Source organism: Fluviispira vulneris (genome assembly GCF_014281055.1).
In the GTDB taxonomy this organism is placed as follows: Bacteria; Bdellovibrionota_B; Oligoflexia; order Silvanigrellales; family Silvanigrellaceae; genus Silvanigrella; species Silvanigrella vulneris.
This window is the reverse complement of the sequence record NZ_JACRSE010000005.1, coordinates 343,771-365,972: the sequence shown is the minus strand read 5'-3', so window position 1 is coordinate 365,972 and position 22,202 is coordinate 343,771. Positions and strand designations below refer to the sequence as shown.

The 22,202-nt window shown below is 32.4% G+C and carries 24 protein-coding genes, 2 pseudogenes and 1 riboswitch; of the genes and pseudogenes, 11 read left to right on the top strand and 15 right to left on the bottom strand.

Translation table 11 applies throughout. The features are described from left to right. Positions 1-308 precede the first annotated feature (308 nt). Together H7355_RS13145 and H7355_RS13140 are read right to left on the bottom strand one after the other, a co-directional pair. Entirely contained in the window at positions 309-518 is a 210-nt protein-coding gene (locus H7355_RS13145; RefSeq protein ID WP_186648390.1) for a hypothetical protein, read from the bottom strand. Between the two features lie 905 nt (positions 519-1,423). Further along, positions 1,424-2,077 (bottom strand): ATP-binding cassette domain-containing protein, encoded by a 654-nt coding sequence (locus H7355_RS13140; protein ID WP_222435722.1) that lies wholly within the window; start codon positions 2,075-2,077, stop codon positions 1,424-1,426. Between the two features lie 210 nt (positions 2,078-2,287). Between H7355_RS13140 and H7355_RS13135 the strand changes: the two genes are divergently transcribed. From H7355_RS13135 to H7355_RS13125, 3 genes are read left to right on the top strand one after another with little or no spacing between them, the layout of a single operon-like run. Further along, on the top strand, positions 2,288-3,085 hold the full coding sequence (locus H7355_RS13135) for an ABC transporter ATP-binding protein (RefSeq protein WP_186648388.1): 798 nt from the start codon (positions 2,288-2,290) through the stop codon (positions 3,083-3,085). Continuing rightward, complete coding sequence (locus H7355_RS13130; protein ID WP_186648380.1) at positions 3,072-3,887, top strand: ABC transporter permease; 816 nt, start codon at positions 3,072-3,074, stop codon at positions 3,885-3,887. The genes H7355_RS13135 and H7355_RS13130 overlap by 14 nt, the downstream gene beginning before the upstream one ends. Then, positions 3,868-4,677, top strand: a complete 810-nt coding sequence (locus H7355_RS13125; RefSeq protein ID WP_186648378.1) for an ABC transporter permease — start codon at positions 3,868-3,870, stop codon at positions 4,675-4,677. Before H7355_RS13130 ends, H7355_RS13125 begins: the two co-directional genes overlap by 20 nt. A 135-nt stretch (positions 4,678-4,812) precedes the next feature. On the opposite strand, the gene H7355_RS13120 is transcribed toward H7355_RS13125, so the two are convergent. From H7355_RS13120 to thiC, 6 genes and pseudogenes are all read right to left on the bottom strand, one after another. Then, positions 4,813-5,919, bottom strand: a complete 1,107-nt coding sequence (locus H7355_RS13120; RefSeq protein ID WP_186648376.1) for a ThiF family adenylyltransferase — start codon at positions 5,917-5,919, stop codon at positions 4,813-4,815. Further along, on the bottom strand, positions 5,916-6,560 hold the full coding sequence (locus H7355_RS13115; RefSeq protein ID WP_186648374.1) for a thiamine phosphate synthase: 645 nt from the start codon (positions 6,558-6,560) through the stop codon (positions 5,916-5,918). Before H7355_RS13115 ends, H7355_RS13120 begins: the two co-directional genes overlap by 4 nt. Before the next feature lie 17 nt (positions 6,561-6,577). After that, a complete protein-coding gene (locus H7355_RS13110; protein WP_186648366.1) occupies positions 6,578-7,348 on the bottom strand; it encodes a thiazole synthase in 771 nt (256 codons plus the stop codon). Next, on the bottom strand, positions 7,349-7,561 hold the full coding sequence (thiS, locus tag H7355_RS13105; protein WP_186648364.1) for a sulfur carrier protein ThiS: 213 nt from the start codon (positions 7,559-7,561) through the stop codon (positions 7,349-7,351). After that, positions 7,546-8,649 carry an FAD-dependent oxidoreductase gene (locus tag H7355_RS13100; protein ID WP_186648362.1) on the bottom strand — a complete coding sequence of 368 codons (1,104 nt, stop codon included), beginning with the start codon at positions 8,647-8,649 and terminating at the stop codon, positions 7,546-7,548. The genes thiS and H7355_RS13100 overlap by 16 nt, the downstream gene beginning before the upstream one ends. 42 nt (positions 8,650-8,691) lie before the next feature. After that, positions 8,692-10,344: pseudogene (thiC, locus tag H7355_RS13095) on the bottom strand (phosphomethylpyrimidine synthase ThiC); the annotation flags it as partial. A 152-nt stretch (positions 10,345-10,496) separates the two neighbouring features. Next, positions 10,497-10,603: riboswitch (TPP riboswitch) on the bottom strand. Between the two features lie 34 nt (positions 10,604-10,637). On the opposite strand from thiC, the gene thiD reads away from it, so the two are divergent. Beyond that, the gene (gene thiD / locus H7355_RS13090) at positions 10,638-11,462 is read left to right on the top strand and encodes a bifunctional hydroxymethylpyrimidine kinase/phosphomethylpyrimidine kinase (RefSeq protein ID WP_222435721.1); all 825 of its coding nucleotides are present in this window, start codon (positions 10,638-10,640) and stop codon (positions 11,460-11,462) included. Positions 11,463-11,627: 165 nt separating this feature from the next. Here the strand turns inward: thiD and hxpB are convergent, their stop codons facing one another. Beyond that, positions 11,628-12,314, bottom strand: a complete 687-nt coding sequence (gene hxpB / locus H7355_RS13085; RefSeq protein WP_186648358.1) for a hexitol phosphatase HxpB — start codon at positions 12,312-12,314, stop codon at positions 11,628-11,630. A 148-nt stretch (positions 12,315-12,462) separates the two neighbouring features. On the opposite strand from hxpB, the gene H7355_RS13080 reads away from it, so the two are divergent. Both H7355_RS13080 and yiaA read left to right on the top strand, forming a co-directional pair. Beyond that, on the top strand, positions 12,463-12,849 hold the full coding sequence (locus H7355_RS13080; RefSeq protein ID WP_186648356.1) for a hypothetical protein: 387 nt from the start codon (positions 12,463-12,465) through the stop codon (positions 12,847-12,849). A gap of 106 nt (positions 12,850-12,955) precedes the next feature. Continuing rightward, a pseudogene (gene yiaA, locus H7355_RS16245) lies at positions 12,956-13,411 on the top strand (inner membrane protein YiaA). A gap of 15 nt (positions 13,412-13,426) precedes the next feature. Here the strand turns inward: yiaA and H7355_RS13070 are convergent. Both H7355_RS13070 and H7355_RS13065 read right to left on the bottom strand, forming a co-directional pair. After that, complete coding sequence (locus tag H7355_RS13070) at positions 13,427-14,644, bottom strand: ATP-grasp domain-containing protein (protein WP_186648354.1); 1,218 nt, start codon at positions 14,642-14,644, stop codon at positions 13,427-13,429. After that, positions 14,625-14,969, bottom strand: a complete 345-nt coding sequence (locus H7355_RS13065) for a hypothetical protein (RefSeq protein WP_186648352.1) — start codon at positions 14,967-14,969, stop codon at positions 14,625-14,627. The genes H7355_RS13070 and H7355_RS13065 overlap by 20 nt, the downstream gene beginning before the upstream one ends. Positions 14,970-15,113: 144 nt before the next feature. Here H7355_RS13065 and H7355_RS13060 point away from each other — a divergent pair, with 144 nt between their 5' ends. The 4 genes from H7355_RS13060 (at position 15,114) to H7355_RS13045 (ending at position 18,311) form a co-directional block, all read left to right on the top strand. Next, complete coding sequence (locus H7355_RS13060; RefSeq protein WP_186648350.1) at positions 15,114-15,398, top strand: helix-turn-helix domain-containing protein; 285 nt, start codon at positions 15,114-15,116, stop codon at positions 15,396-15,398. Further along, complete coding sequence (locus tag H7355_RS13055; protein ID WP_186648582.1) at positions 15,392-16,162, top strand: IS630 family transposase; 771 nt, start codon at positions 15,392-15,394, stop codon at positions 16,160-16,162. Before H7355_RS13060 ends, H7355_RS13055 begins: the two co-directional genes overlap by 7 nt. Positions 16,163-16,254: 92 nt before the next feature. Beyond that, positions 16,255-17,481 (top strand): hypothetical protein, encoded by a 1,227-nt coding sequence (locus H7355_RS13050; RefSeq protein WP_186648348.1) that lies wholly within the window; start codon positions 16,255-16,257, stop codon positions 17,479-17,481. A 59-nt stretch (positions 17,482-17,540) separates the two neighbouring features. Then, the gene (locus H7355_RS13045) at positions 17,541-18,311 is read left to right on the top strand and encodes a DUF1028 domain-containing protein (RefSeq protein WP_186648346.1); all 771 of its coding nucleotides are present in this window, start codon (positions 17,541-17,543) and stop codon (positions 18,309-18,311) included. A gap of 5 nt (positions 18,312-18,316) precedes the next feature. Here the strand turns inward: H7355_RS13045 and prmC are convergent, their stop codons facing one another. The 3 genes from prmC to rpmE form a co-directional block, all read right to left on the bottom strand. Then, positions 18,317-19,273: a peptide chain release factor N(5)-glutamine methyltransferase gene (gene prmC, locus H7355_RS13040; protein ID WP_186648344.1), complete on the bottom strand. Its 957-nt coding sequence runs from the start codon at positions 19,271-19,273 to the stop codon at positions 18,317-18,319. 1 nt (position 19,274) lies between these two features. After that, positions 19,275-20,348 (bottom strand): peptide chain release factor 1, encoded by a 1,074-nt coding sequence (gene prfA / locus H7355_RS13035; RefSeq protein ID WP_186648342.1) that lies wholly within the window; start codon positions 20,346-20,348, stop codon positions 19,275-19,277. A 126-nt stretch (positions 20,349-20,474) separates the two neighbouring features. After that, positions 20,475-20,696 (bottom strand): 50S ribosomal protein L31, encoded by a 222-nt coding sequence (rpmE, locus tag H7355_RS13030; RefSeq protein WP_130611896.1) that lies wholly within the window; start codon positions 20,694-20,696, stop codon positions 20,475-20,477. 288 nt (positions 20,697-20,984) lie between these two features. Here rpmE and H7355_RS13025 point away from each other — a divergent pair, with 288 nt between their 5' ends. Then, a complete protein-coding gene (locus tag H7355_RS13025) occupies positions 20,985-21,551 on the top strand; it encodes a GIN domain-containing protein (RefSeq protein ID WP_186648340.1) in 567 nt (188 codons plus the stop codon). On the opposite strand, the gene H7355_RS13020 is transcribed toward H7355_RS13025, so the two are convergent. Beyond that, the gene (locus H7355_RS13020) at positions 21,543-22,199 is read right to left on the bottom strand and encodes a lipoyl protein ligase domain-containing protein (RefSeq protein WP_186648332.1); all 657 of its coding nucleotides are present in this window, start codon (positions 22,197-22,199) and stop codon (positions 21,543-21,545) included. The genes H7355_RS13025 and H7355_RS13020 overlap by 9 nt on opposite strands. Positions 22,200-22,202 lie beyond the last annotated feature (3 nt).

Sequence of the window (22,202 nt, the reverse complement as noted above, 5' to 3'; positions counted from 1 at the left end):
GACTTAAAATTGAAAAGAATGTAATTGTTAAGAACGACAATAAAATATATTTTAAATTATAAATAAAAAATGAGAAAATGCTGATACTTTCACTTTTTCCATGCACATAGATTGCAGAAGGGATTGAAAAAAAGAGAAAACCAAGAATTATGTTGGATAAGTAAAAGAAAAAGTACATCAATGCAAGAATAATTGCATAGCTGATTATCTTGGCAAGAAAGATATTAGATTTTTTGAATCCTCTTAAAAGATTTATATTTATATATTCATTGTCAAAAAGTATAAGTATAATCGACATAGATATGATATTAAAAGTGAAAAATTGTATTTTCAAGCATAGAATGGGACATCAAGTTTAATGCATGCAAATGATTTAGATCATTTTTGTTTGGATAAATAATATTATAACGAATGTAAAGTACACACATGAGAGCTGCTGCAATAAAAACAATGCAGCTATAAAATAAATATATTTTTCTTTTATATATAAGATACAATTCGCTTTGTAGCAATTTCATACTTTTATGTAAGACCTCTTTTAGAATAAATGACAATTGAAATTATAAATAAAAATAACGAGATAATTGTTATAGGTAAAATAATAGATATATCATTTGTGGTCAAGAATTTCATAATTCCTTTGTTCTGGAACTGAGTGATGGATATGTAATCATATTTTTCAAAAGAAAGCTCATCCTTAAACCCTTGCATGTAGAGATAAATATTTTTAATATAATTATACGCAATATTTATTACTAAAAATAATATTGCCAGACTATTTGCTAGAATGTTATTTTCAATAAATGTTCTTATGATTATGGAAATAGACATAAGAGGTATGAGGCTTAAGAAAGAAATAATATAATATTTAAAGCTTAATAAAAACCATTGATTCAAAGAAAGAATAATATTTAAGTTAAAAACTTTTATGGTCTGTTTTACTTCAAAAATAAGAAAAGATGAGATATAACTAGTTACAAATAAAATAGATATTATAAATATAATATATAAATAAAAGAAAATAATCTTTGTGAAAACAAAATTTATTTTTGAAATATTTCTTAAAAGAATAAATGAAATGTATCCATCCTCTTTTTCTTTGTAAAAAAAATATGAGGAAAAAATTATTATAAAAATATTTAAAATAAGTGGAAGAATTTCTGTTAAAAAAAGAATGGGGTAGTTTGCAAAAGAGATGCCACCCGATTCCTTAGAAAGAAGCGATTGATTGAAGTTTCTTTTATACATGTAAGCAATAAAGAAATTAAAAATTGGGAGAAAAATGACTGGTAAAAAAATACTATAAAAATAACCGAAACGGTGAAGCTCCGATTTAAATAATCTATTGAGCATGATCTAGAACTTTAAGAAAAAAATTTTCAATATTTGAATTAACCATTAAGGCTGATTCTTTTGTGCCTTGTCAGACAAGTTGACCTTTATTAATTATTACTAAATGTGTAAAAATATCTTCAAGCTCATTTATCATATGGCTTGAAATTAAAAATGTTTTTTTACTATTCTGTGAGTATTTTTTTATTATGGTGCGTAAATCTCTTAAACCTATGGGATCGATGCCATTGGTTGGTTCATCCAAAATAAGAATTTCTGGGTCAGACAAAAGAGCTTGAGCTATGCCAAGTCGTTGTTTCATACCTAGAGAATAGTTTTTTACTTTTTTATTTTCGCTTCCTGACAATCCGACAATGTCTATGACTTCAACAATTCTTTGCGAAATATTTCCTTTATTTAAATTTTCACTTAAAAGTGCAAGATTATATAAATTCTCATAATCAGTCATTGAGAGGTAAAAATCTGGCTTTTCAATAATAGCGCCGATACTCCAATCAGAATTTGCAATACTTTTTAGATCACAACCTAGAATTTCGACATTACCACTATCTGACTCTAATAATCCTGTTAATAAGCGGAGTGTGGTTGTTTTGTCAGACCCATTAGGTCCTAAAAATCCAACTACACTTCCTTTTTCAAGTGAAAATGAAAGATCATTGATCACAGTTTTCTTTTTAAATTTTTTCGATAGATGATGTGCATTTAAAACAATATTAGTTTGCATGTTTCCTCAGAAAATTAAAATGAATATGAGTCCTAATTATAATAAAAAAGTATATTAGGCAAGTATTATTTTAGCTTGGAGCATTGTATCCTTGAGTCCAAAGTATAAAAAGTCTATGGTAGCCAAGCTATGTATACATTTTATATTGGTCGGCTTATTAAGCTGTCAATGATTTAAATTAATTGAAAAAATTTCTTTTCGGAGAAAAGAATGATTGAAATAAAAAATTTAACAAAACAATTTAAAACATTTCATCGAGAAGAAGGGTATTTTAATGCCATTAAATCCATTTTTAATCGTAAATATTTTTTAGTGGATGCTGTAAAAAAAGTGAGTCTATCTATTAAAGAAGGAGAAATGGTTGGATTTATCGGTGCCAATGGCGCAGGAAAAACGACAACTTTGAAAATGCTTTCAGGAGTAATTCACCCAACTTCGGGGTATTGCAAAGTCATGAATTTCATACCGAGTAAACGAGATCATGAGTTTTTAAGACAAATTGCCTTTATAGGCACACAAAAAGCCAATCTTTGGTGGGATGTGCCAGCTATAGATAGCTTTAGAATAAATCAAGTTATTTATGATATTGATCAGAGAGAATTCAAAACTAAAGTGACAGAGTTATCTGAAATGCTAGAAGTTGATAATCTTTTAAAAAAACCTATTCGACAACTTTCTTTAGGTGAGCGAATGAAAATGGAAATAATAGGTTCTCTTATCCATTCGCCTAAAATTATATTTTGTGATGAGCCTACTATTGGTTTGGATTTTATTTCAAGAGAAAACCTGCGACAATTTTTTATCGAGTATCACAAAAAAACCAAAGCAACCTTAATACTAACCAGTCATTATTTGGAAGATATTGAAAATTTATGCAGCCGACTTGTTATAATTTACGAAGGAGTTATTGTTTTGGATAAACAAATTGAAGACATTTACAAAAAGCATGCAGGTGAAAAACCCGTAAAACTTGAAAATATGCTTAGGGAATATTATGCGCAAAATTAACTTTCTTAAAATGTCGCGAACAATAATAATGATTTCTTTTGCCAATAGCATAATCTTTCGAGGAACTTTTCTACTTCGTTTTTTTGTAATTTTAGCAAGTTTATCAGCTTATTATTATTTTTGGCGCTTTGTCTATACGCAAAATTCTACAATTGCAAATTATGATTTTCCATCTTTCCTTGGTTATCTTATTGGAGTGCAAATATTCTATTCTTTATTACAACCAGATGATATCAATATGTCTGATTCTATTCGCTATGGTGAATTAGACAAATACCTTCTTTTACCGAGCAATATGATATTAATCTTATATTTGAAACTTTTAGGCAATCGTCTTGCTTATGCAACGACCATTTTTATTCCTTTTCTATTATTAATTATTTTTAGTAGCTTATTTCTTAACACTCATCTTTTTAGATCAATAAGCTTATTACAGATCTTTTCTCTAGGTTTTTTTTGTCTTGGTGGTGTCAGTCTACATTTTTTAATGGAAATTACGATTGGTCTGCTCGCATTTTGGTTTGAAAAAAGTGATTTTTTGTTTGTTGTAAAAGAAATTATTTTTTGGATTTTGGCAGGTTTATGGCTTCCTTATGAGTTTTTTCCATCTGTATTGCATAACATTTTTCAATGGTCACCTTTCAGATATTTTGCATATATTCAAGCATCAATATTAACTGGCAAAGCTCATTCTATTGCTCAAGAATTTGCTTTGATGATATTTTGGATCATTGCTTTCATTGTTTTAACAATTTTGATTATGAAAAAGGGATTAAAAAGATATGAAGCATTTGGTAGCTAACGGTTTTAGATATATACGTCTCATTTCAACTTATATGCGCTTAAATCTTCTGGCTGCATTGCAATATCGGTTTGATTTCTTTGCTGGTTTAATTATCAATATTATTTCTTCTGCTATGATTGTTACATTTTATATAATAGTTTTTAATCATGTTAACGAGTTAAATGGCTGGACGCTGGATCATATGATGATTCTTACAGGAAGCTATCTCATTGTGAATTCATTGTATGTTGGGCTTATTTTTCATGGTATTTCTCGACTTCCTAAGTTTATCTTAGAAGGACAACTCGATCAACTTTTAACCCAGCCAATCAGTCCAAGATTACAAATATTATTAGGTGAAATTGATATTGGCAGTTTATTAAGTGCTTTATTAGGAATTGGCATCGTTATTTATTATACTTTTAAATTACAAATTAAAATTGATGTTTTTTTAATTTTAAATTATGCAATGGCAATTTTATTTTCTCAATTATTTTTATATAGAGCCTTATATTTTCTTATGTCACTTGCTTTTTGGCTGGGTAAAATTGATGAACTGAGAGATTGCTTCTCACTGTTAATTGATTTTGGCAATAGACCAAAATTCATCTATCCGAAGATATTGAATTTTATTTTTTCTTGGTTGATTCCCATTTTTTTAGTCGCAAATGTTCCTGCGGAAATTATTTTACAAAAGCCTGACCCATACTTACATATTTTATCTTTTATGTCGTTAATACCCATTTATTTTCTAAGTGAGTTTGTATGGCGTCGAGGATTAAAAATTTATGCGAGTGCTAATAAATAGACAATATTGTAATCACACCCCCCACTTCAAGTGGACACTTTTTCACTCAGAAAATTCCTGTAAGGAACAGAACCACCCTTTTAAAGATATATAATAGTTAAAAATTTCCCTAAAACCTTTTAAAAAAATAAATTATTATCTGTTAAGTGCATAATACGCATTAAATCCTTGTTTTCTAAAAATTTCACAGGCAGTTTTGCTTTTTATCCCACTACGACATAAAAAAATAATAAGTTTAAATTTCGAATAATATTCTTCATTTTTAGGTTTATCAATCAGAAAAAAATTTTTATTTAATATCGAGTGAATATTTTCATTAATGAATTGAATTTTTGTTTTTTTGTTTTGAAAATCGCTTTCTTCGAAAGCAGAACCCAAAGAGGAATGAAGTGTTGGTTCATCTAAAAAAACAGCTAGGTTATTTTCATCTCGCTGTTTTTCTTTAAATTTTTGCTCATCTATAAAAAAGTCATCGTAAATTTTTTTTTCAAGAATTGAGATTGGGCGTAATTTTAAAAATTCATTACAATATTGGCAATCTGAGTTTCTTTTCCAGTAGAATTTTTTAAAATTATTTTCTAGGAATTCAAAACTAAAAAAGTGGTTGATGTCTTTTGTATGTTTACCAAGTATGAACTTAATAACTTCATTTGCTGCAAATGAGCCTATGATACCACAGATGGGGGATAAGACTCCAGATAAAGAACAATTTTCTATGGAGTCCGTTGCGTCTGAAAATAAGCATTCATAACAACCAAGGCCTGGATTAAAAAGACAGAAATGCCCTTGAGTTTTTAAAATCCCTAGGTCAATCCAGGGGATATTTTTTTGTAGGCTAACTAAATTTATTGCATGTCTCGTTGTATAATTATCGCTTGCATTGATAATGAAGTTGCAATTAGAAGGAAGCATATCACTATTGTTTACAGAAAATTCTTTATCAAAAAAATGAAATTCGACATCAGAGTAAAGTTTTTTAAGATATTCTGTAAGACATTTTGCTTTTGGTTTTCCAATGTCTTGATCTGAAAATAATATTTGCCTGGAAAGATTTGATTCTTCAACAATATCATGATCAAAAATAGAAATATGCCCAATGCCAGAAGCAGCAAGGTAAATCGAAGTGCTATGTCCTAACGCTCCAGCGCCAATTATTGTTACCTTTGTATCTTTTATTTTTTCTTGCCCAAGGATTCCAACAAAAGGAATTGATATATGTCTTGAATATTTATTGATATTCATAAACACTCACCTATTTGAATCCAATTTTTGACACGTCCTTCAGGATGTTGTGAAGATTTAAAATCACTTATGACTGAAATACTATCTGCGCCAGCTGAATAAATACTGAATCCATGTTGTAATGAAATACCTCCAATGGCAACTAATGGAATATTTACTGGGATCAGATTTCTCCATTCTGTAATTCTAGATATTCCTTGAGGGGCAAAGCGCATGATTTTCGTTTGTGTAGGGAAAATAGGTCCTAGGGCAATATAGGAAGGATTGAGTTTTAAAGCAAAATCAAGTTCGTTATAATCATGCGTACTCAATCCGAAATTTATTTTTGCGTTTTGAAGTGCCATAAGGTCGGCCTCATGTGAATCTTCGTAGCCTAAGTGGATGCCAAATGCTTTGTACTTAAGAGCAAGTTCCCAATAATCATTTATAAAAAGTTGGCATTGGTGTTTTTTACAATATTCTATAGAGGATTTGATTTGATTTTCTAGATATTCTCCTGCTTCGTAATTATTTGGAACATTATTATTTATTTTAATCCTAAGTTGAATTGATTTTGCACCCCATTGGATCAATTTTCTTACCCATTCAAAATTATCTACTATGGGATAAAATCGCATTTTATTTTTATCTATTTCAAGCATTTGTTCCTCAATAATGTTTACTGGAATGGAATGCCAACGATGGGAGAACTCGATATGGCAAAATCGCTTTGCGGGATCATGCCACTACAATAAGCCTTTCTGCCTGCCGTTATGGCCATGGAAAATGCGGATGCCATCGCTGTAGGGTTGTGGGATTCAGCTACTGCTGTATTTAAAAGAACCGCATCCATTCCTAATTCCATGGCATAAGCTGCATGACTAGGGGCACCGATTCCTGCATCGACAATTAAGGTAACAAAAGGAAACCGTTCCCGCAAAACCTTCAAATGGAATGAATTTGTTATTCCTTTGCCAGACCCAATAGGGGCAGCCCAAGGCATAAGTACTTTACATCCAAGATTTACAAGTTCATTCGCTACAACAAGATCATCTGTCATATATGGAAAAAGTGAAAAATTATGTTTGGCAAGATGCTCTGCAGCTTTTAATAATTCATAAGGGTTTGGTTGTAAGGTTAGGCTGTCACCAAATATTTCAAGCTTTAACCAATTCGTCTCAAATAACTCTCTTGCTATATGCGCTGTTGTAATTGCATCTTTAGCAAGGTAACAGCCAGAGGTGTTTGGTAATATATTTATATTTAATGATTTTATAGTTTCCCAAAATACATTTTTTAGCTTTGAATTTGGAGATAGTCTCCGTAATGATACGGTAATCACTTCCGCTTGGGATGCCATAACTGAGTCTTTTAAAATATTCAAAGAAGGGTATTTGGCGCTTCCAATAAGAAATCGAGAACTTAACTTTTTTCCATATAAGTCTAGCATTTATCCTCCTTGAGAAGGGGTGATAATTTCAATTTCATCGTTATTTTGAAGGAATAACTCAGAATGTTTTTGTTTTGGAATAAAGACTTTATTTAATGCAATGGCAACTCCATTTGTTTTAATTTGTTCTTTTTCAAGAAGCATTTGTATACTTAACTTTTCCACATTGTAATTTTTTTTATCTCCATTTACTTTTATTAATAATTTAGACATAATTCCTCCATAATTTTATTATTTTCTATAGGAAAATCTAAGTTATTGTTACTTTTTCTTTCAAGGTAATTGCAAAATATATTCGCTAAGGCAGGTGAAATGGTAATCCCATTTCGATGGAGACCATTTATGTAATGAATTCCATTCTGACTATAAAAATGGGGAGAACCATCCATAAAAGTGGGGCGCAAATTGACTCTTTGATCTAGTAAATTTGCTTCTAAAAACCCTTTATCAAAATGCGCAGCAACGCTTAAGAGTTCGAGTAAAGACTCAACTGTAATTGGTTTTAGGCATTCAGTTTCATGGCTTGTGGCACCAATGATATATTTATTATTTCCTCTTGGAACAATGTAAATGGGATAGCGTAAATGGGTAAGGCGGATGACAGAATGGATGTTTACCAAAGGTGCATGCACAAGTACTAAAGATCCACGGACGCCTCTTAAACTTTCCTTACTTTTTTCAAATACATTTTTAGCCCCCAATCCCATAGTATTAATGACACTATCAAAGTAGAAATCGCCTTGATCTGTAGTAATTTTATTGTTTTCATAAAATGTTACTATATGATTATAATTAAACGAAATTTTATTCTCTTTAAAAAAGTCATTGCATTTTAAAATAAACTCCATGGGATTTAAAGTTGCTTCTTGAGGAAAATAATATCCAAAAGAATATTCTTGCGAAAACTCTCCAACGAATTCTTTTTTATTTTCACTATTGATTTTAATTGCTTCAAAATGGATATTTCTTTTTTTTAAGTGTTCAAAAAAATGCTCTAATTTATGTCTTTCTCGATATAAAGTAAGATGGGCTGTCCCTTGTCTCTTAAATAAATGGGTTGAGTTTAATGTTTTCAAAATATTAGGCCATAATTTTAATGATGTAACTCCTAATTCAAAAACGAGTTGGCTGGATTCATATGATTCTGACCAAGGTGCAAGCATTCCAGCAGCGGTAGTCGTGCATGATCCCGAAGAATTGGCATCACTTTTTTCAAATATTGTTACTTTATATTTTCTTTTAAAAAGCTCAATAGCTATTAGTCTACCTAGTATACCTGCACCTATAATTCCAACGCGCACTTTATTGATTCCTTTTTTATATAAAATAGCTATGACTCAATTATCTTTATCAGACTCAAATATCTGTGAACTTATGCGCATGGAACAAAAACGGGGACCGCACATGGAGCAATAGGGTGTGCGGAGGTTTTTTTCATCAGGCAAGCTTTCATTGTGATGTTTGCGGGCGGTTTCCGGATCGAGTGCTAAATGGAATTGATCGTCCCAATGAAAATGATAACGAGCGTAGGAAAGAGCGTCGTCCCAACTCCTTGCAGCTGGGTGTCCTTTAGCAAGATCAGATGCATGAGCTGCTATTTTATAGGCAATGAGGCCTTGCTTTACATCATCTTTATTTGGTAATCCGAGATGTTCTTTTGGAGTAACGTAACAAAGCATTGCGCATCCATACCATCCAATCATGGCAGCACCAATTGCGCTCGTAATGTGATCATATCCAGGAGCAAAATCTGTTGTGAGAGGCCCAAGGGTATAAAATGGAGCTTCATGACAATACTCTAATTGTTTTTCCATATTTTCTTCAATGAGATGCATTGGAATATGACCTGGTCCTTCAACCATTGTTTGAACATCGAATTTCCATGCGACTTTTGTAAGCTCACCAAGGGTTTTTAATTCTGCAAATTGAGCTTCGTCATTTGCATCTGCAATAGATCCTGGACGAAGCGCATCACCAAGGGAATAGGTGATGTCATAATGGCGCATGATTTCACAGAGCTCTTGGAAGTGAGAATAAATAAAATTTTCTTTATGGTGCGAAGTGCACCATTTAGCCATAATGGCTCCGCCACGGGAAACGATTCCTGTCATTCGATTTCGTGTTAATTGAACATATGGTAATAGAATCCCAGCGTGTACTGTAAAATAATCGACGCCTTGTTCGGCTTGCTCAATAATGGTTTCTCGATAAACTTCCCAGCTTAAATCTTCAACAATACCACCTACTTTTTCTAATGCTTGGTACAATGGCACAGTACCTACAGGTATTGGGGAATTCCTTAAAATCCATTCCCTAGTTTCTTTAATGTTTTTTCCAGTAGACAAATCCATAATGGTATCAGCGCCCCATCTAAGGGACCACAATAATTTTTCAATTTCTCCTTCAATGGAAGAATTTATTGCAGAGTTGCCTATGTTTGCATTAACTTTTGTTAAAAAACTCCTGCCAATGACCATGGGTTCAAGCTCTGGGTGATTAATATTTGCAGGAATGATTGCTCTTCCATTGGCAATTTCATCACGGATATATTCAGGTGTAATGACTTTAGGAATAGTAAATTTTTTATTTCTACTTTGTAACCTTTTTTCACGTTCTATATTTTCTTCAAAAAGTTTCAGATTATGGTGAGATTCTCGAATGGCAGCATATTCCATCTCTTCCGTAATAATCCCTTTTTTAGCGTATCCCATTTGGGTTATCCCTCCTTGGATTGGCTTTCTTTTTAAAAGCCAGCTTCTCCGTAAAGGAAACAAACCTTCATTGATATTTATATTCGTATCTTTATTTGAATAAGGACCAGATGAATCATATACGTAAATGCTTTTTGAAATGTCCTTTTTTCCATTCCCATTTATTTTAATTTCACGCATGGGAACTTTTAAATTTTTAAATAACTTACCTTCAAAATAAGTTTTTTTACTTTCTGGGTATTCTTTAAATATTTCTTTTGGATCAAAAAGTTTAAAATTTTCCATAGATGGATTCCTTCTTTTACAAGAATTATTGGAAATCCAGCGGGAACTATGGAAAGAGATAATAAGATGTGTTTAATTAAAAATGCGGAAACACATCGCTTGAAAGCGATTGTGAAAAGAAAAATGTGCGGATATAAATATAAACTGTGATTAAACAAAACTTATCACTCTTCCTACGCTGGTATAATCCAGATCAGGTTCCAAGAGTCTTGCCGAAATGGCAATCTCAGCCCGATAAAGGGCACCTCTGGTGATCGCTAAACGTATAACTTTAAAATTTTAGGATGTCTACTATGCTAAATTTAGGGGAAGTGAAGATCTATTCGAGGGTGTTGAGTATTGCGGGTTCTGATTCGGGAGGGGGAGCCGGAATCCAAGCAGATTTAAAAACATTCCATGAATTCAAATGCTATGGAGCTTCGGTTATTACTGCGATAACATCGCAAAATACCATGGGTGTATTTAATATTCAGGAAATTTCGCAAAATTCAATTGCTACGCAACTTGAGTGTGTTTTAAGCGATATTGGTTTTGATTCAGTAAAAATCGGTATGCTATTTACAGATGATATTATTAAAATAGTTGCTGAAAAATTAGTTAAATTTAAATGTAAAAATATTGTTCTAGATCCAGTGATTTTATCTAAAAATAATTTTAAACTTCTGAAAGACGATGCTCTAAATTCATTATTGAATGATTTACTTCCTTTGGCAGAAATATTAACTCCAAATTTACCTGAAGCAGAAATCTTGCTTTCAAGGAAAATAAGTTCTCTAAAAGATATGGAAAACGCTGCGATAGATTTACTTTTATTGGGACCACGTGCTGTGATTTTAAAAGGTGGTCATTTTGAAAATGGCAATAAATCTTCTGATTGCATGGCTACTTATGATGGTAATAAAGTGAATATTATTTGGCTTGAATCTGAAAAAATTGTCACAAATAATTCCCATGGTACGGGTTGTACTTTTTCTGCAGCAATAGCTGCAAATTTGGCAAAAGGAATGGACAGAGAAACTTCTTTCCAAATAGCAAAAAATTATATTTCAAAATCTATCATGAGAGGTTCTCGTTACAAAATAGGAAATGGTATTGGGCCTGTTTGTCATTTCAGTTAAGAATATTTTTTTTGAATCTTTGTATTAATTGGCTTTAAATTGTGCTAATTATCTTGTTTTGCCTCGCTCACTGATTAAAGCAATTACAGGGATTTAATTTTAGACAACAACTTCTTTACCAAATGAATATTTTAATTCGAGATTATTTGAGAATAAGTTTAATTTTTATTTCGAAATTATTTTCAATAAGTCTTCTATTTTAATCTTTTCTAAACTTGAATATTTTGCATCGCAAAAATCAAAAATTGTTTTTTGAAAGTTGTGTTCTTCAGGAACTGCAATCACTTTCATGCCCGCAGATTTGCCTGAGATTGCTCCTGTTAATGAATCTTCTATTACAATACATTGTGAAGGAAGGGCATTGAGTCGTTTGGCGGTTGCTAAATATGGTTCTGGATGAGGTTTACCATAGCTGCAATCTTCTCCTGTTTGTAAGATTTGCATGAACGAAGTTATATTTAATTTTTCACAAACGGTCTTTATTATTTTCATTGAAGAGGATGAACAAATAGCCATGGTGATTTTATTTTTTGCGAGCTCATGAATAAGATTGATAGCTCCCGGCTTTGCGAGTGCATGGTCAACAATCGATTTGCAGGCTAGATCTTTAACTTCATTTTCAACTTGCAGCTTTGACTTATTTGTCCACGGCTGTTTTCTAAACCAATAATCAACTGCAGCTTCTACCCTATATCCAGCAGTTTGCTGGCACATTGCATTGTCTAAATTTAAACCGACGGTCTTGAAAACTTCAATTTCTGCTTCTTGCCACATAGGTTCTGAGTCTATAATTACGCCATCCATATCGAAAATGACTTTTAAATTTTCTTTTAATTCATATTTATCGGACATAAATTTCTTCCTGTGTGAGTAGTAAACGATCTAACCAATTTCTTATAGACTAAAATTATTAGAATGAAAATACTTGCCCTTTTTAAATAAATCTGTATTAATATACTTAATTAACAATATCCTTTATATATAATTAGGATAATTAAGCATGAATAAATATAAAATAATTTTTTTCTTTTGGATAGCTATCCTCTCTCTTAGTGCATTTTCTGATGAAGCGCATATCTTATGCGTGAATAAAAAATATCAATACAATTGGCTTCCACAAAAAGAATATGGTTCTTGGAGAATGAGTGAGGGCTTTTTTGCAGATACAAATTATTTTATCTTAAACGGTGGAGCTCATTCATACTTAAAATTAAAGTTGCGCTGTTCAAAATTATTTCAAAATGAATACACATATGTTTTAGCTGTCAATAATATTGGAGATAAATGGAGTTCTGTGGCTATTAATGACAGTATTATTGTTCCTGCACCTTGGGATGATCCTAAGTATATTTTGGACTTAGTTTCGCTAATAAAATTACCTTTTTAAATACATTTTTGCACTTTTTATTTTTATAAATTAAGTTATGATGGATTATTTTTTTTGATTCATAGTGTAATATAATTTCTCAATAAGACCTAAGAAAGGATTTCAAATGAATACTCCGGTTAAACCCTCGCCCGCATTTATAGGTGCCTCTTGACTTGCGCTTTTTGCTGGATTTTTAGCCTTTAATATTGGGCTTTGGAATGCAGCTATGCAACTGAATGAAAAAGGCTATTATTTTACGGTTCTTTTGTATGGGCTTTTTTCTGCTGTCTCATTACAGAAAAGTGTGCGAGATAAACTTGATGGAATTGCAGTGACAGGAATATATTTTGGCTAATGTTGGGTGTCTGAGCTTATCGCAATATTATTGCTCAGTGCAGGTCTTTGGAATTCGAGTTTAACACTCAGCGAAAAAGGTTTTTATGGTATGTCGTTTAAATTAAGTCTATTTGCTGCAATTGCAGTCCAGAAAAACACGCGCGATTTAAAGCAAGAAACAAAGCCTAAAAAAGTAGTTAAAGAAGGAAGTGGAAATGATTTTTTTAAAGCAAAAGATTCATAGATTAAATCTATACATTTATGAATAAATTTCATAAAAGTTTTCATCCTTTTCAAGTTCTCGAAGTTTTTTAACGCTATTTGTAACAACTTCAGCAGATTCATGCGCAAACATCACTATATCAGGTATATTTGCAAGATCTTTTGTACATTCCAAATACTCATTGTCTGAGACAAAAGGAAAAAAATCTATAAATCCATTTAATTTTGCAATATCTTCTTTGCAGCCAAAACTTTTAAATCTCCCTTCTTTTTGCGAAATTAGAAATACTAATTCACCATATTTTTTAGGTGCATAAGTAAAATTTTTTATTTCATTAAATATGTTATCCAGGGTACGGGTGATCTGATTATAACCAAAACATTCGCGCATAATTGCTTGTGATTTCCCACCATGTGGTCTGCTGCCGACTTCTATTAAAATAGGTTCTTCTTTTTTATCGATCATAATTTCGACATGGGCAGGTCCAAAACAGATTCCTAAAGCTTTGATAACCTTTTTTGCGTAACACAATAGAGTATTGAAATATTTATGCTCTGCATTTATTAATTTGAGTGAAGAATATATGAAATTGCCTTCCGCGCTTAGGATTTTTTCGTATTTCCACATGGCAACTAATTCACAGTGGTTATCAATCGTGACGAGATCGACAACAAATTCTGTCCCTGCTATGAACTCTTGCATAAGCAATTCATTGTTCATAACGCCTATTTTATTAATTTTTCCAAAATATTTATCAATATATTTTTTTACATCCTGCTGATTATTACAAAATATAACACCATCACTGCCCGCGCTTTGAGTGGGTTTTAGGACAACTGGGAATGAAAATTTAGGAAATTCGCACGAGCTCTTTTTTATGAGGAATTGATTTATCGAATTTAAGCCACAGTGCTTAATTCTTTCTTGCATTAAATATTTATTCAGTCTTTCTTTGCTGAAGTCCTTATTATTTGTTTTCAACTTTAAATTTTGTGCTATTTTTTCTGCAAGCTCAACACCAATTTCACTTCCTGGTAAGCAAAATAATATCTTTTCACCTTGGGTGATATCCAGAAAATTTTGCAATAATGAAGAGAAATCCTCTCCCTCAGTTATATAATCGCTTAAGTGTGAGGTTTTCATAGAATTTTGAGCTCGACGCGAAAGAATAGAAATTACTTTTATTGCATAATTACGAAGTTCATTTAAATACTCTGATCCGCTTGAAAGCGGATCAACTATGATTGCATACATGTGTATTTTTCCCTACTTTTATATTGTTTAATAAAGTATTTTTTCTTTGTTTTTGTCTTAAAATGTAAGTTAATATACTGATCATAAGAAAAACTATTATTCCCGTAACAGAAAGTATGATATCTGCTGAAATCGATACAATAAGTAAGGAAGCAATAAGTGGAAAGATTGCCCTTGGCATAAAGGTGAATAAATTACTCAAAGAAACCCACTTCGATATATCTTCCTGAGTTTTAAGCCCAGCAAAAATATTTTTTCTGAATGTACTGCGCAGTGAATTTAATGAAAAGCCAAGTATAAATGCAATTAATAATACGCAGTCCAAAAAGTTTCTTCCAAAGAATAGATTACCAATAACATAAATTGCTTTAAAAAAGAAATCAGGTACAAAGTTTTATAAATTTGAATTATTCGTGTAAAAGGTATGCAGCACTTCATCTTCACTACTAATAAAAAAGGAATGCTGCATATGCCGAAGATAGTAACTCATTTTAATGAAACTTTAAAGGGACTTCTAAAGAAAAAATTAACCGCGCAACTTCTAAGGATACTTGCTATAATTCTGCTCTTTTTAATGGATATTAAGGTTAAAGAAATATCCGCAGTATTGAAGTGCAGCCCTAAAACCGTTTACCAAACAATCGGAAAATTTAAAGCAAATGGAATGATGAATCTTTTTGAAAGACCTCGAACGGGTAGGAAAAGTTTGTTAAGCTCAAGTGAGATTTTGGATTTAAAAAGTCAGTTATTTTAAAAAACTCTCATGAATCACATGCAAAAGTTGTTCATGTTGAAATTATAAAAAATCTTATCCATAAGAATAATGGTAAGAAGTTTAGTAGATCTGGCATTTATTCATTTTGTAAGAAAATAGGTTTAAGAAAAGTCAAACTGAGACCAGTACATATTAAAAATGATTCAGAAGTTATTGCAGAATGGAGAAAAAACTTTCCTAAAGTAATAGAAAAGATAAAGAGAGAACATCCAGATAAAAAAGTTATTCAATATTATCAAGATGAAACTAGATATGGGCAAAAGACAATCACATCAGGAATTTGGAGCCCAAAAGGCGTTCGCCCTGAATATAAAAATGAGAATGGTTTTTTAAATTCATGGATATATGGAGCAATAAATATTGATACTGGAAAAAGATTCGGATTTGATATGCCAACTTTAAACAGTGAGAATTTGCAGATATTTTTGAATGATTTTTCAAAAAAAATAAAGAGAAGTGAACATGTTCTTATGATTTTAGATGGCTCAAGAGCGCATAATAATAGCAAGATTGTTGTACCGAAAAATATTACTTTACACTTTCTTCCTCCATATATTCCGCAATTAAATCATATTGAAAGATTGAGGAGTTATTTAAAAAGAAATCATCTTTCATTTAGATTAAACGAAAAAATCGAAGATATTATTCAGGCAGGGAGTGATGCATGGAATAAATTAACCGATGAAATTATCAAATCCATTGGATTTTCTCAATCAAGAAAACGATGTGTGGAACATTTTTAATGGACTGCGTGTTATACAAGACTTTATCTCTTGGCATAAAGTTCAAGAGGTATTTTAATCTATTATAAAAAATTATCAAGGATTTAATCTCTATGAAAAAAATACTTTTCTTGTGCTTATTGGGAATATTCAATATAGGATATGCTCAAGAAAATAAAGATACTAAAAATTATCTTCTTACACCATCTGGTTCTTATAGCATAGGATACAAAGATTTATATATTATAAATAATAAAATCTGTCCTGACACATTTTATCATCCTAGTGTGAATGAAAAAGATTTTTCACAAGAAAACAACAAATTTTGTCACGAAATAAATGCAAGAATATACTATCCTAGCAAAGAAAAATCCTTATTAATTTCTGAGTACGATAGAGAGGCTATCATGAGGAGTATTCATTTTTATAATAAAAAGTTTAAACTAAAAGAATCGGAGTTAATCACTTTAAAAACTCTTTTAGATGTAAAAACATATAATTCTAAGAATGCAGCACCAAGTATAGAAAATAAAAAATTTCCAATTATCATTTTTTTACCAGGGTCAGGTCTTTCCGTTCAATCTTACAACATCATCATTAATGAGTTGGTCAGTTATGGTTATATAATTCTAGGATTGAATTCTTTTTTTGTAAATGGGGCGATAAAACAAGCAAATGGACACGTAGTAGAACCACCAGAAAAATATAATGACTCCGGCCGTCTTGAAAATTTTGCAGATTTAAAATTTATTCTCGATAATTTACAATTTTTAGATTATGGGATAAAAGTTAAACAGCAAATTAATTTTGAAAATGTGAATCTATTAGGCCATTCCATGGGGGCTATGTCCATTGTTAATCTATTTAAGGAAAAGCAAAATATTCATGTGAATTCACTTTTGCTAATGGATCCAGGGAATATTCTTGAAGCTGCGAATTATCCTATTAAGCCAATAAAAATTCCAACAATGACTATCTGGTCTTCTCTATTTAAACATCTTTTAAAGGGACAAACTCAACTTGGTAAAAATAACTTCGATCTTGTTTTGTCTCCCTCGATTAAAAATATAAATTACAGTAACCATGAGAACTTTACGGATTTGTCTAAATTACAATACCATCCTGCTTATCATATTCCTCAAATCCATGAATCAATCCACGATCCCATGACTTTAGGAGTTGGTCTAGGAAATGGTGATACTATTGCGAATGATCTTATGAAATATATCGTCGTATTTTTCAATATGTATGCAAAAAAAGAGCAAAATAAATCTTTAGAGATGTGTCGGTCGCTAGATAAAAATTCGATTTTGAATTGTGGAAAAGTGTTGAGTTATTAAAATAATCGTGTATTAAGTGCCAAAATTTGTTTTATAAACTAAAATAAAGGATTAATTTTATGACATTCTCTATAATAGCTTTTGATAAAAATAAAAGTGAATATGGAATTGCAATCTGCTCAGCTATTCCGTTTATTGGAAAGTATGCTGCATTCCATTTTAAAAATCAAAGTTTAATTGCAGCTCAAGGTAAGCAAGATCCTTGCACTGCATATAGTATTAGAAACTTATTGAATGACAATGAGAACAGTACAAATATTTTGAATTATCTTAAGAAAAATGATCCTTCATTTCAGCGAAAACAACTTGCTGTTCTCGATCTGAAAAAATTTCAATTTTTCAGTTACACGGGAGAAGATCTAAAAATGATATCGAATGAATATGCTAAAACATTTGGGGATATTATAATGGGAGACAATTATATTATTTCTGGAAACTGTTTATTGTCGCTAGAGACTCTAACAAACATGGAAAAGAGTTTTAAGAGCTCAGCAAGTGAATCTTTAGACACACGATTATTGATGGCACTTAAAGCCGGTAATATTTCTCAAGCAGATTTTAGAGGAAGACAATCGGCAGCTTTATATTATTATAAGTCTGAGCATGAATATCCAATTCGCACAATAGATGTAGATGAGCATAAAAACCCAGTTGAAGAATTGGAGCGTATTTTTAATTTAGGAACAAAATGCTGGCAAAATGTTGTTGAACATTGTTTTTTTGATATGAAATTTGAAAGAAAATTTAAAACAATTAAAGATTTTCCAGATGAAATAGTTAAATCTATAAATATTTTGAGCAAACCTGTTGCAGAAAGAGATTGTAATTAATGGAATTATAGTTCGTTTGTATGATTCATATTCAAAGAAATTTTTAGCAAAAACCTCTCTTTTCTTTCCCAATCGCAGAGTGTGAACCATTCATTTTTTGGAATTTCCCAAATAGGATGATTGTGCTGGATAATTTTTTTGCATTCGCTTTTTATTTTTTGTGGCTGCTTATCGGCCATTTCCATGGCAAAAATGGAATTCGAACTGAGTAAAGAAAAAATTTCTATATTTTTTACTATCTGTTCGCCAATAAAGAGGCCTTCATCCGCAGCAACTAAAGCCAATTTCGGTTCATATTCTTTAACGTTGGGTTCGAGATCTTGCCATTCATTTTCTGTTACGTAAGGAGGATTGGCAACGATTATGTCAAAGGTGTTGTATTTTGCTTTTAATTCTTGAAATATTTCAGTTTGAGTCAGATCGGCTTGCAGCCATTCCACGTTTTGGACTGAATTGAGTTCAGCATTTATGTTTGCCACAGCCAAAGCATCAGGTGAAATATCGACCCCAATAACGTGGGCAGTGGGAAATGCTTTGGCAAGAGCTATGGCAAGACAGCCTGATCCTGTGCATAAATCAAGGATATATTTTAGATCGCAGTTCTTTTTATTTTGCAAGACAAAGTCGAGCATGGATTCCGTTTCGGGACGAGGGATTAAGACCCTTTTATCGACGTATAATTTTAAATTATGCCAGTGCTTTTCGTTCAGAATATAAGCAACGGGCTCACCATTTAAGCGTCTTTTGACAAGAGCGCGATAGTCTCGCTTTTCGGTTTCATTGAGCGGTTTATCCATTTCAATATAAAGTTGAACTTTGGATAAATTGAGAACTTTACAGAGGAGAAGTTGAGCATCGAGAAGAGGTGTCTCTATCTTTTTTTCATGAAAATGTTTGCTCGTCCAATTGAGGATTTCTCGAATTGTCCAGAGTTTTTCTTTTTTTTCCTGCTCAACTTGCATATCAATTGCCTTCAGCTTGTAGCTTGAGTGCTTCAGCTTGGTAATGTTGGCGCAATAAATCGAGCATTTCTTGAATGTCGCCTTCCATAAATGCATCGATAGAGTGAATGGTATGGTTAATTCTGTGGTCCGTCACGCGAGATTGAGGGAAATTATAGGTGCGTATGCGTTCGCTTCTGTCCCCTCTTCCCACTTGCGAGCGACGTTCTTCGGAAAAGGCTTTTTCTTTCTCGATTTCAGCAGCTTCAAGAAGTTTGGCTTGGAGGATTTTCATGGCTTTTGAGCGGTTCTTTATTTGTGAGCGTTCATCTTGGCAGGCCACAACAATTCCCGAAGGAATGTGAGTAATACGCACAGCAGAGTCTGTTCTATTGACGTGTTGCCCCCCTGCCCCACCCGCACGGTAGGTGTCAACGCGCAATTCATTTTCATTGATTGTAACTTCTACGTCATCGGCTTCAGGTAAAACAGCAACTGTGATTGTTGATGTGTGCACACGACCTTGAGCTTCAGTTTGAGGTACCCTCTGAACTCGGTGGACTCCGCTTTCGTATTTGAGAATGCTGTAAACGCCCTCGCCTTCGATTAAAGCAATAACTTCTTTGGTTCCGCCGAGTTCATTTTCGTTTAACGACATGATTTCGACTTTCCATTTTTTTCGTTCTGCGTAGCGCATATACGAGCGGAAGAGCTGTCCGGCAAAAAGACTGGCTTCGTCTCCGCCAGCTCCGGCGCGGATTTCAAGGAAAATATTCTTCGAATCGTTTGGGTCTTTTGGGAGTAGATGGATCGATAAGGTTTTTTCGAGCTCCTCAAAGCGTTTTTTGAGCTCTTTGAGCTCTTCAAAAGCGAGTTCTTGCATTTCGCCCGTGGACTCTTGGTAGAGCTCCTCTGTTGCCTTAGAATCCTCTTCTATTTTTTTGAATTCTCTATAAAGTCTAACTGTTTCCTCTAGTTCTGAGCGTTCTTTGCTGAGTTTGCGAAATTCATTGTTGTTTGAAATGATTTCAGGACGGGAGAGAAGGTTTTCCAATTCAAGAAATCTACGTTCAATTTTAGCAAGTTGAAGCATCATAAGATAAAATTCCAGTCAGAAATGATAAAGGATTTAAAAAAAGAGACTTTATTTACTGTATATGCAAAAAGGGAGCCTCCACTAATGGATATGCTCCCTATTTAATTGCACACGCAAGCGTAAATTTTACTTACTTGTTTGACCCGCTGTTTTAGAAGCGTATTTACGGTTAAAGCGTTCAATACGACCAGCTGTGTCGAGAACCTTGTGCTTGCCTGTCCAGAATGGGTGGCAAACGCTGCAAGTTTCTACTTTTAATGTATTTTTTGTGCTGCGAGTTTGATATACGCTACCGCAAGCGCAAATGACTTCGCATGGACCAAATTTAGGATGAATGTTTTCTTTCATGAAAAAACCTCAGTATTAGTAATAGCTTACGCTTTTGTACGACTTGCGTGATGAACTTCCTGCCGTGATTGACGGCATCCGAAGATTGAATCTAGTAGCAAATGAAAAGAAGAGAGTCAACTTCTAATTGCGTGTCCTTTAAGAAATTTTGGAGAAGCTATTGACATCAAATTAGCATTTGTTACCTTAGTAATGCAGACTGCACGCACCCGTTTTTTTAATAAGCTCTTCTTAAAAATAAATAGTTATTTAAATAATTATTAATAAATATTATTGAAGGATATTGAAATGAATGTATTTAATCAAAGTCGTGTTGTCCGATATTTTTCATCAATTGCTATTGCAAATAATTTTGATGTCGAAATATTTGTAGGCAAAGCTCAAGGTTTAGAAGTTAAAGCTAAAGCCGATTTTTTGCCAAGAATAATCACTGAAGTCAACTCTTTTGGTAAATTATTTATCCATATGGAAGATGGTTTTTCTCATCCTACTAGAACTCAAGTTATTATTCACACTCATGTATTAAATTCCCTTTTTATCAGAGACACTGTTCAAGCAAGTGTGCTTGATTTACATGGTGGGGGATTTGTCTTTGAAGGTACTGATGCTAGCGCATGCTATATGAGCGGGTATGTAGATAACTTCAAAGTAACGGCTTTTGGCAGTGCAAATATTAATGCTGTTGAATTAGAGGCTCAATCAATTTCATTATCGTGCAATCATTCTTCACAAATCAGTTTATGTGCAAAACAAACCCTTGTTGGAACTGCATATGGAAATTGCCATATTCGCTATAAAGGGAAGCCAAATGTTGATATTTTTAATTCCGGACTTTCAAAAATTGCTTCATATTAAAACATCATTTTTAAAATATTGTCCAACATTTTCTTCAAAATAATTTTGGCAAAAAAGAGCAAGTTCAGATGCAGATAAAGAACAACCAAGAGCCTGTGTTGTAGTTAAAAAGTCTTCATGCGAACGACCTTCTCGGTAATCAGGTTCACGCGATGGATGGCAAAGTAATTTAGAAATAAGCTCTAAATTTGGATTTACGAGTAAACTTCCTTGATAAACTAGTAAATGTTTCTTCCGGAAAATACTTGTACCAGCAATTTTTTTATTTATATAACTTATATCACTTATACCCTGTTGATTTAATTTTGGACACCCTGCATTTACGAGAGAATCGATCCACAAGTTATTAATCATTTGAAAATATTTACTATTACCAAAGACATCTTTTCCATAAAATGCAAATGTAAGGATTAGGCAACCTTGTCCTAAAACAACAGTTCCTCCTCCGCCTTTTCTTTGCAGAATTGGAATATTATTTTTTTCACATTCTTCTATGTTCGCTTCTTTTTCTGCTTTATTTGAGCTCGACAAAACGACAACATTTTTTTGAGTTTCGAAAAAGCGAATGAGAAAAGGTGCTTTATTTGTGGCATCGAGTGAGAACTCAGGCCATAATTTCTTAGGTAAATTTAATACCCAATTGTCCATCCA

What these genes read in the sequence shown, in the direction of transcription:
- H7355_RS13145 (WP_186648390.1), bottom strand. Translation starts at nt 518, where the DNA reads ATGAAATTGCTACAAAGCGAATTGTATCTTATATATAAAAGAAAAATA.
- H7355_RS13140 (WP_222435722.1), bottom strand. Translation starts at nt 2,077, where the DNA reads ATGCAAACTAATATTGTTTTAAATGCACATCATCTATCGAAAAAATTT.
- H7355_RS13135 (WP_186648388.1), top strand. Translation starts at nt 2,288, where the DNA reads ATGATTGAAATAAAAAATTTAACAAAACAATTTAAAACATTTCATCGA.
- H7355_RS13130 (WP_186648380.1), top strand. Translation starts at nt 3,072, where the DNA reads ATGCGCAAAATTAACTTTCTTAAAATGTCGCGAACAATAATAATGATT.
- H7355_RS13125 (WP_186648378.1), top strand. Translation starts at nt 3,868, where the DNA reads ATGAAGCATTTGGTAGCTAACGGTTTTAGATATATACGTCTCATTTCA.
- H7355_RS13120 (WP_186648376.1), bottom strand. Translation starts at nt 5,919, where the DNA reads ATGAATATCAATAAATATTCAAGACATATATCAATTCCTTTTGTTGGA.
- H7355_RS13115 (WP_186648374.1), bottom strand. Translation starts at nt 6,560, where the DNA reads ATGCTTGAAATAGATAAAAATAAAATGCGATTTTATCCCATAGTAGAT.
- H7355_RS13110 (WP_186648366.1), bottom strand. Translation starts at nt 7,348, where the DNA reads ATGCTAGACTTATATGGAAAAAAGTTAAGTTCTCGATTTCTTATTGGA.
- thiS (WP_186648364.1), bottom strand. Translation starts at nt 7,561, where the DNA reads ATGTCTAAATTATTAATAAAAGTAAATGGAGATAAAAAAAATTACAAT.
- thiD (WP_222435721.1), top strand. Translation starts at nt 10,638, where the DNA reads ATGCTAAATTTAGGGGAAGTGAAGATCTATTCGAGGGTGTTGAGTATT.
- hxpB (WP_186648358.1), bottom strand. Translation starts at nt 12,314, where the DNA reads ATGTCCGATAAATATGAATTAAAAGAAAATTTAAAAGTCATTTTCGAT.
- H7355_RS13080 (WP_186648356.1), top strand. Translation starts at nt 12,463, where the DNA reads ATGAATAAATATAAAATAATTTTTTTCTTTTGGATAGCTATCCTCTCT.
- H7355_RS13070 (WP_186648354.1), bottom strand. Translation starts at nt 14,644, where the DNA reads ATGTATGCAATCATAGTTGATCCGCTTTCAAGCGGATCAGAGTATTTA.
- H7355_RS13060 (WP_186648350.1), top strand. Translation starts at nt 15,114, where the DNA reads ATGCCGAAGATAGTAACTCATTTTAATGAAACTTTAAAGGGACTTCTA.
- H7355_RS13050 (WP_186648348.1), top strand. Translation starts at nt 16,255, where the DNA reads ATGAAAAAAATACTTTTCTTGTGCTTATTGGGAATATTCAATATAGGA.
- H7355_RS13045 (WP_186648346.1), top strand. Translation starts at nt 17,541, where the DNA reads ATGACATTCTCTATAATAGCTTTTGATAAAAATAAAAGTGAATATGGA.
- prmC (WP_186648344.1), bottom strand. Translation starts at nt 19,273, where the DNA reads ATGCAAGTTGAGCAGGAAAAAAAAGAAAAACTCTGGACAATTCGAGAA.
- prfA (WP_186648342.1), bottom strand. Translation starts at nt 20,348, where the DNA reads ATGATGCTTCAACTTGCTAAAATTGAACGTAGATTTCTTGAATTGGAA.
- rpmE (WP_130611896.1), bottom strand. Translation starts at nt 20,696, where the DNA reads ATGAAAGAAAACATTCATCCTAAATTTGGTCCATGCGAAGTCATTTGC.
- H7355_RS13025 (WP_186648340.1), top strand. Translation starts at nt 20,985, where the DNA reads ATGAATGTATTTAATCAAAGTCGTGTTGTCCGATATTTTTCATCAATT.
- H7355_RS13020 (WP_186648332.1), bottom strand. Translation starts at nt 22,199, where the DNA reads ATGGACAATTGGGTATTAAATTTACCTAAGAAATTATGGCCTGAGTTC.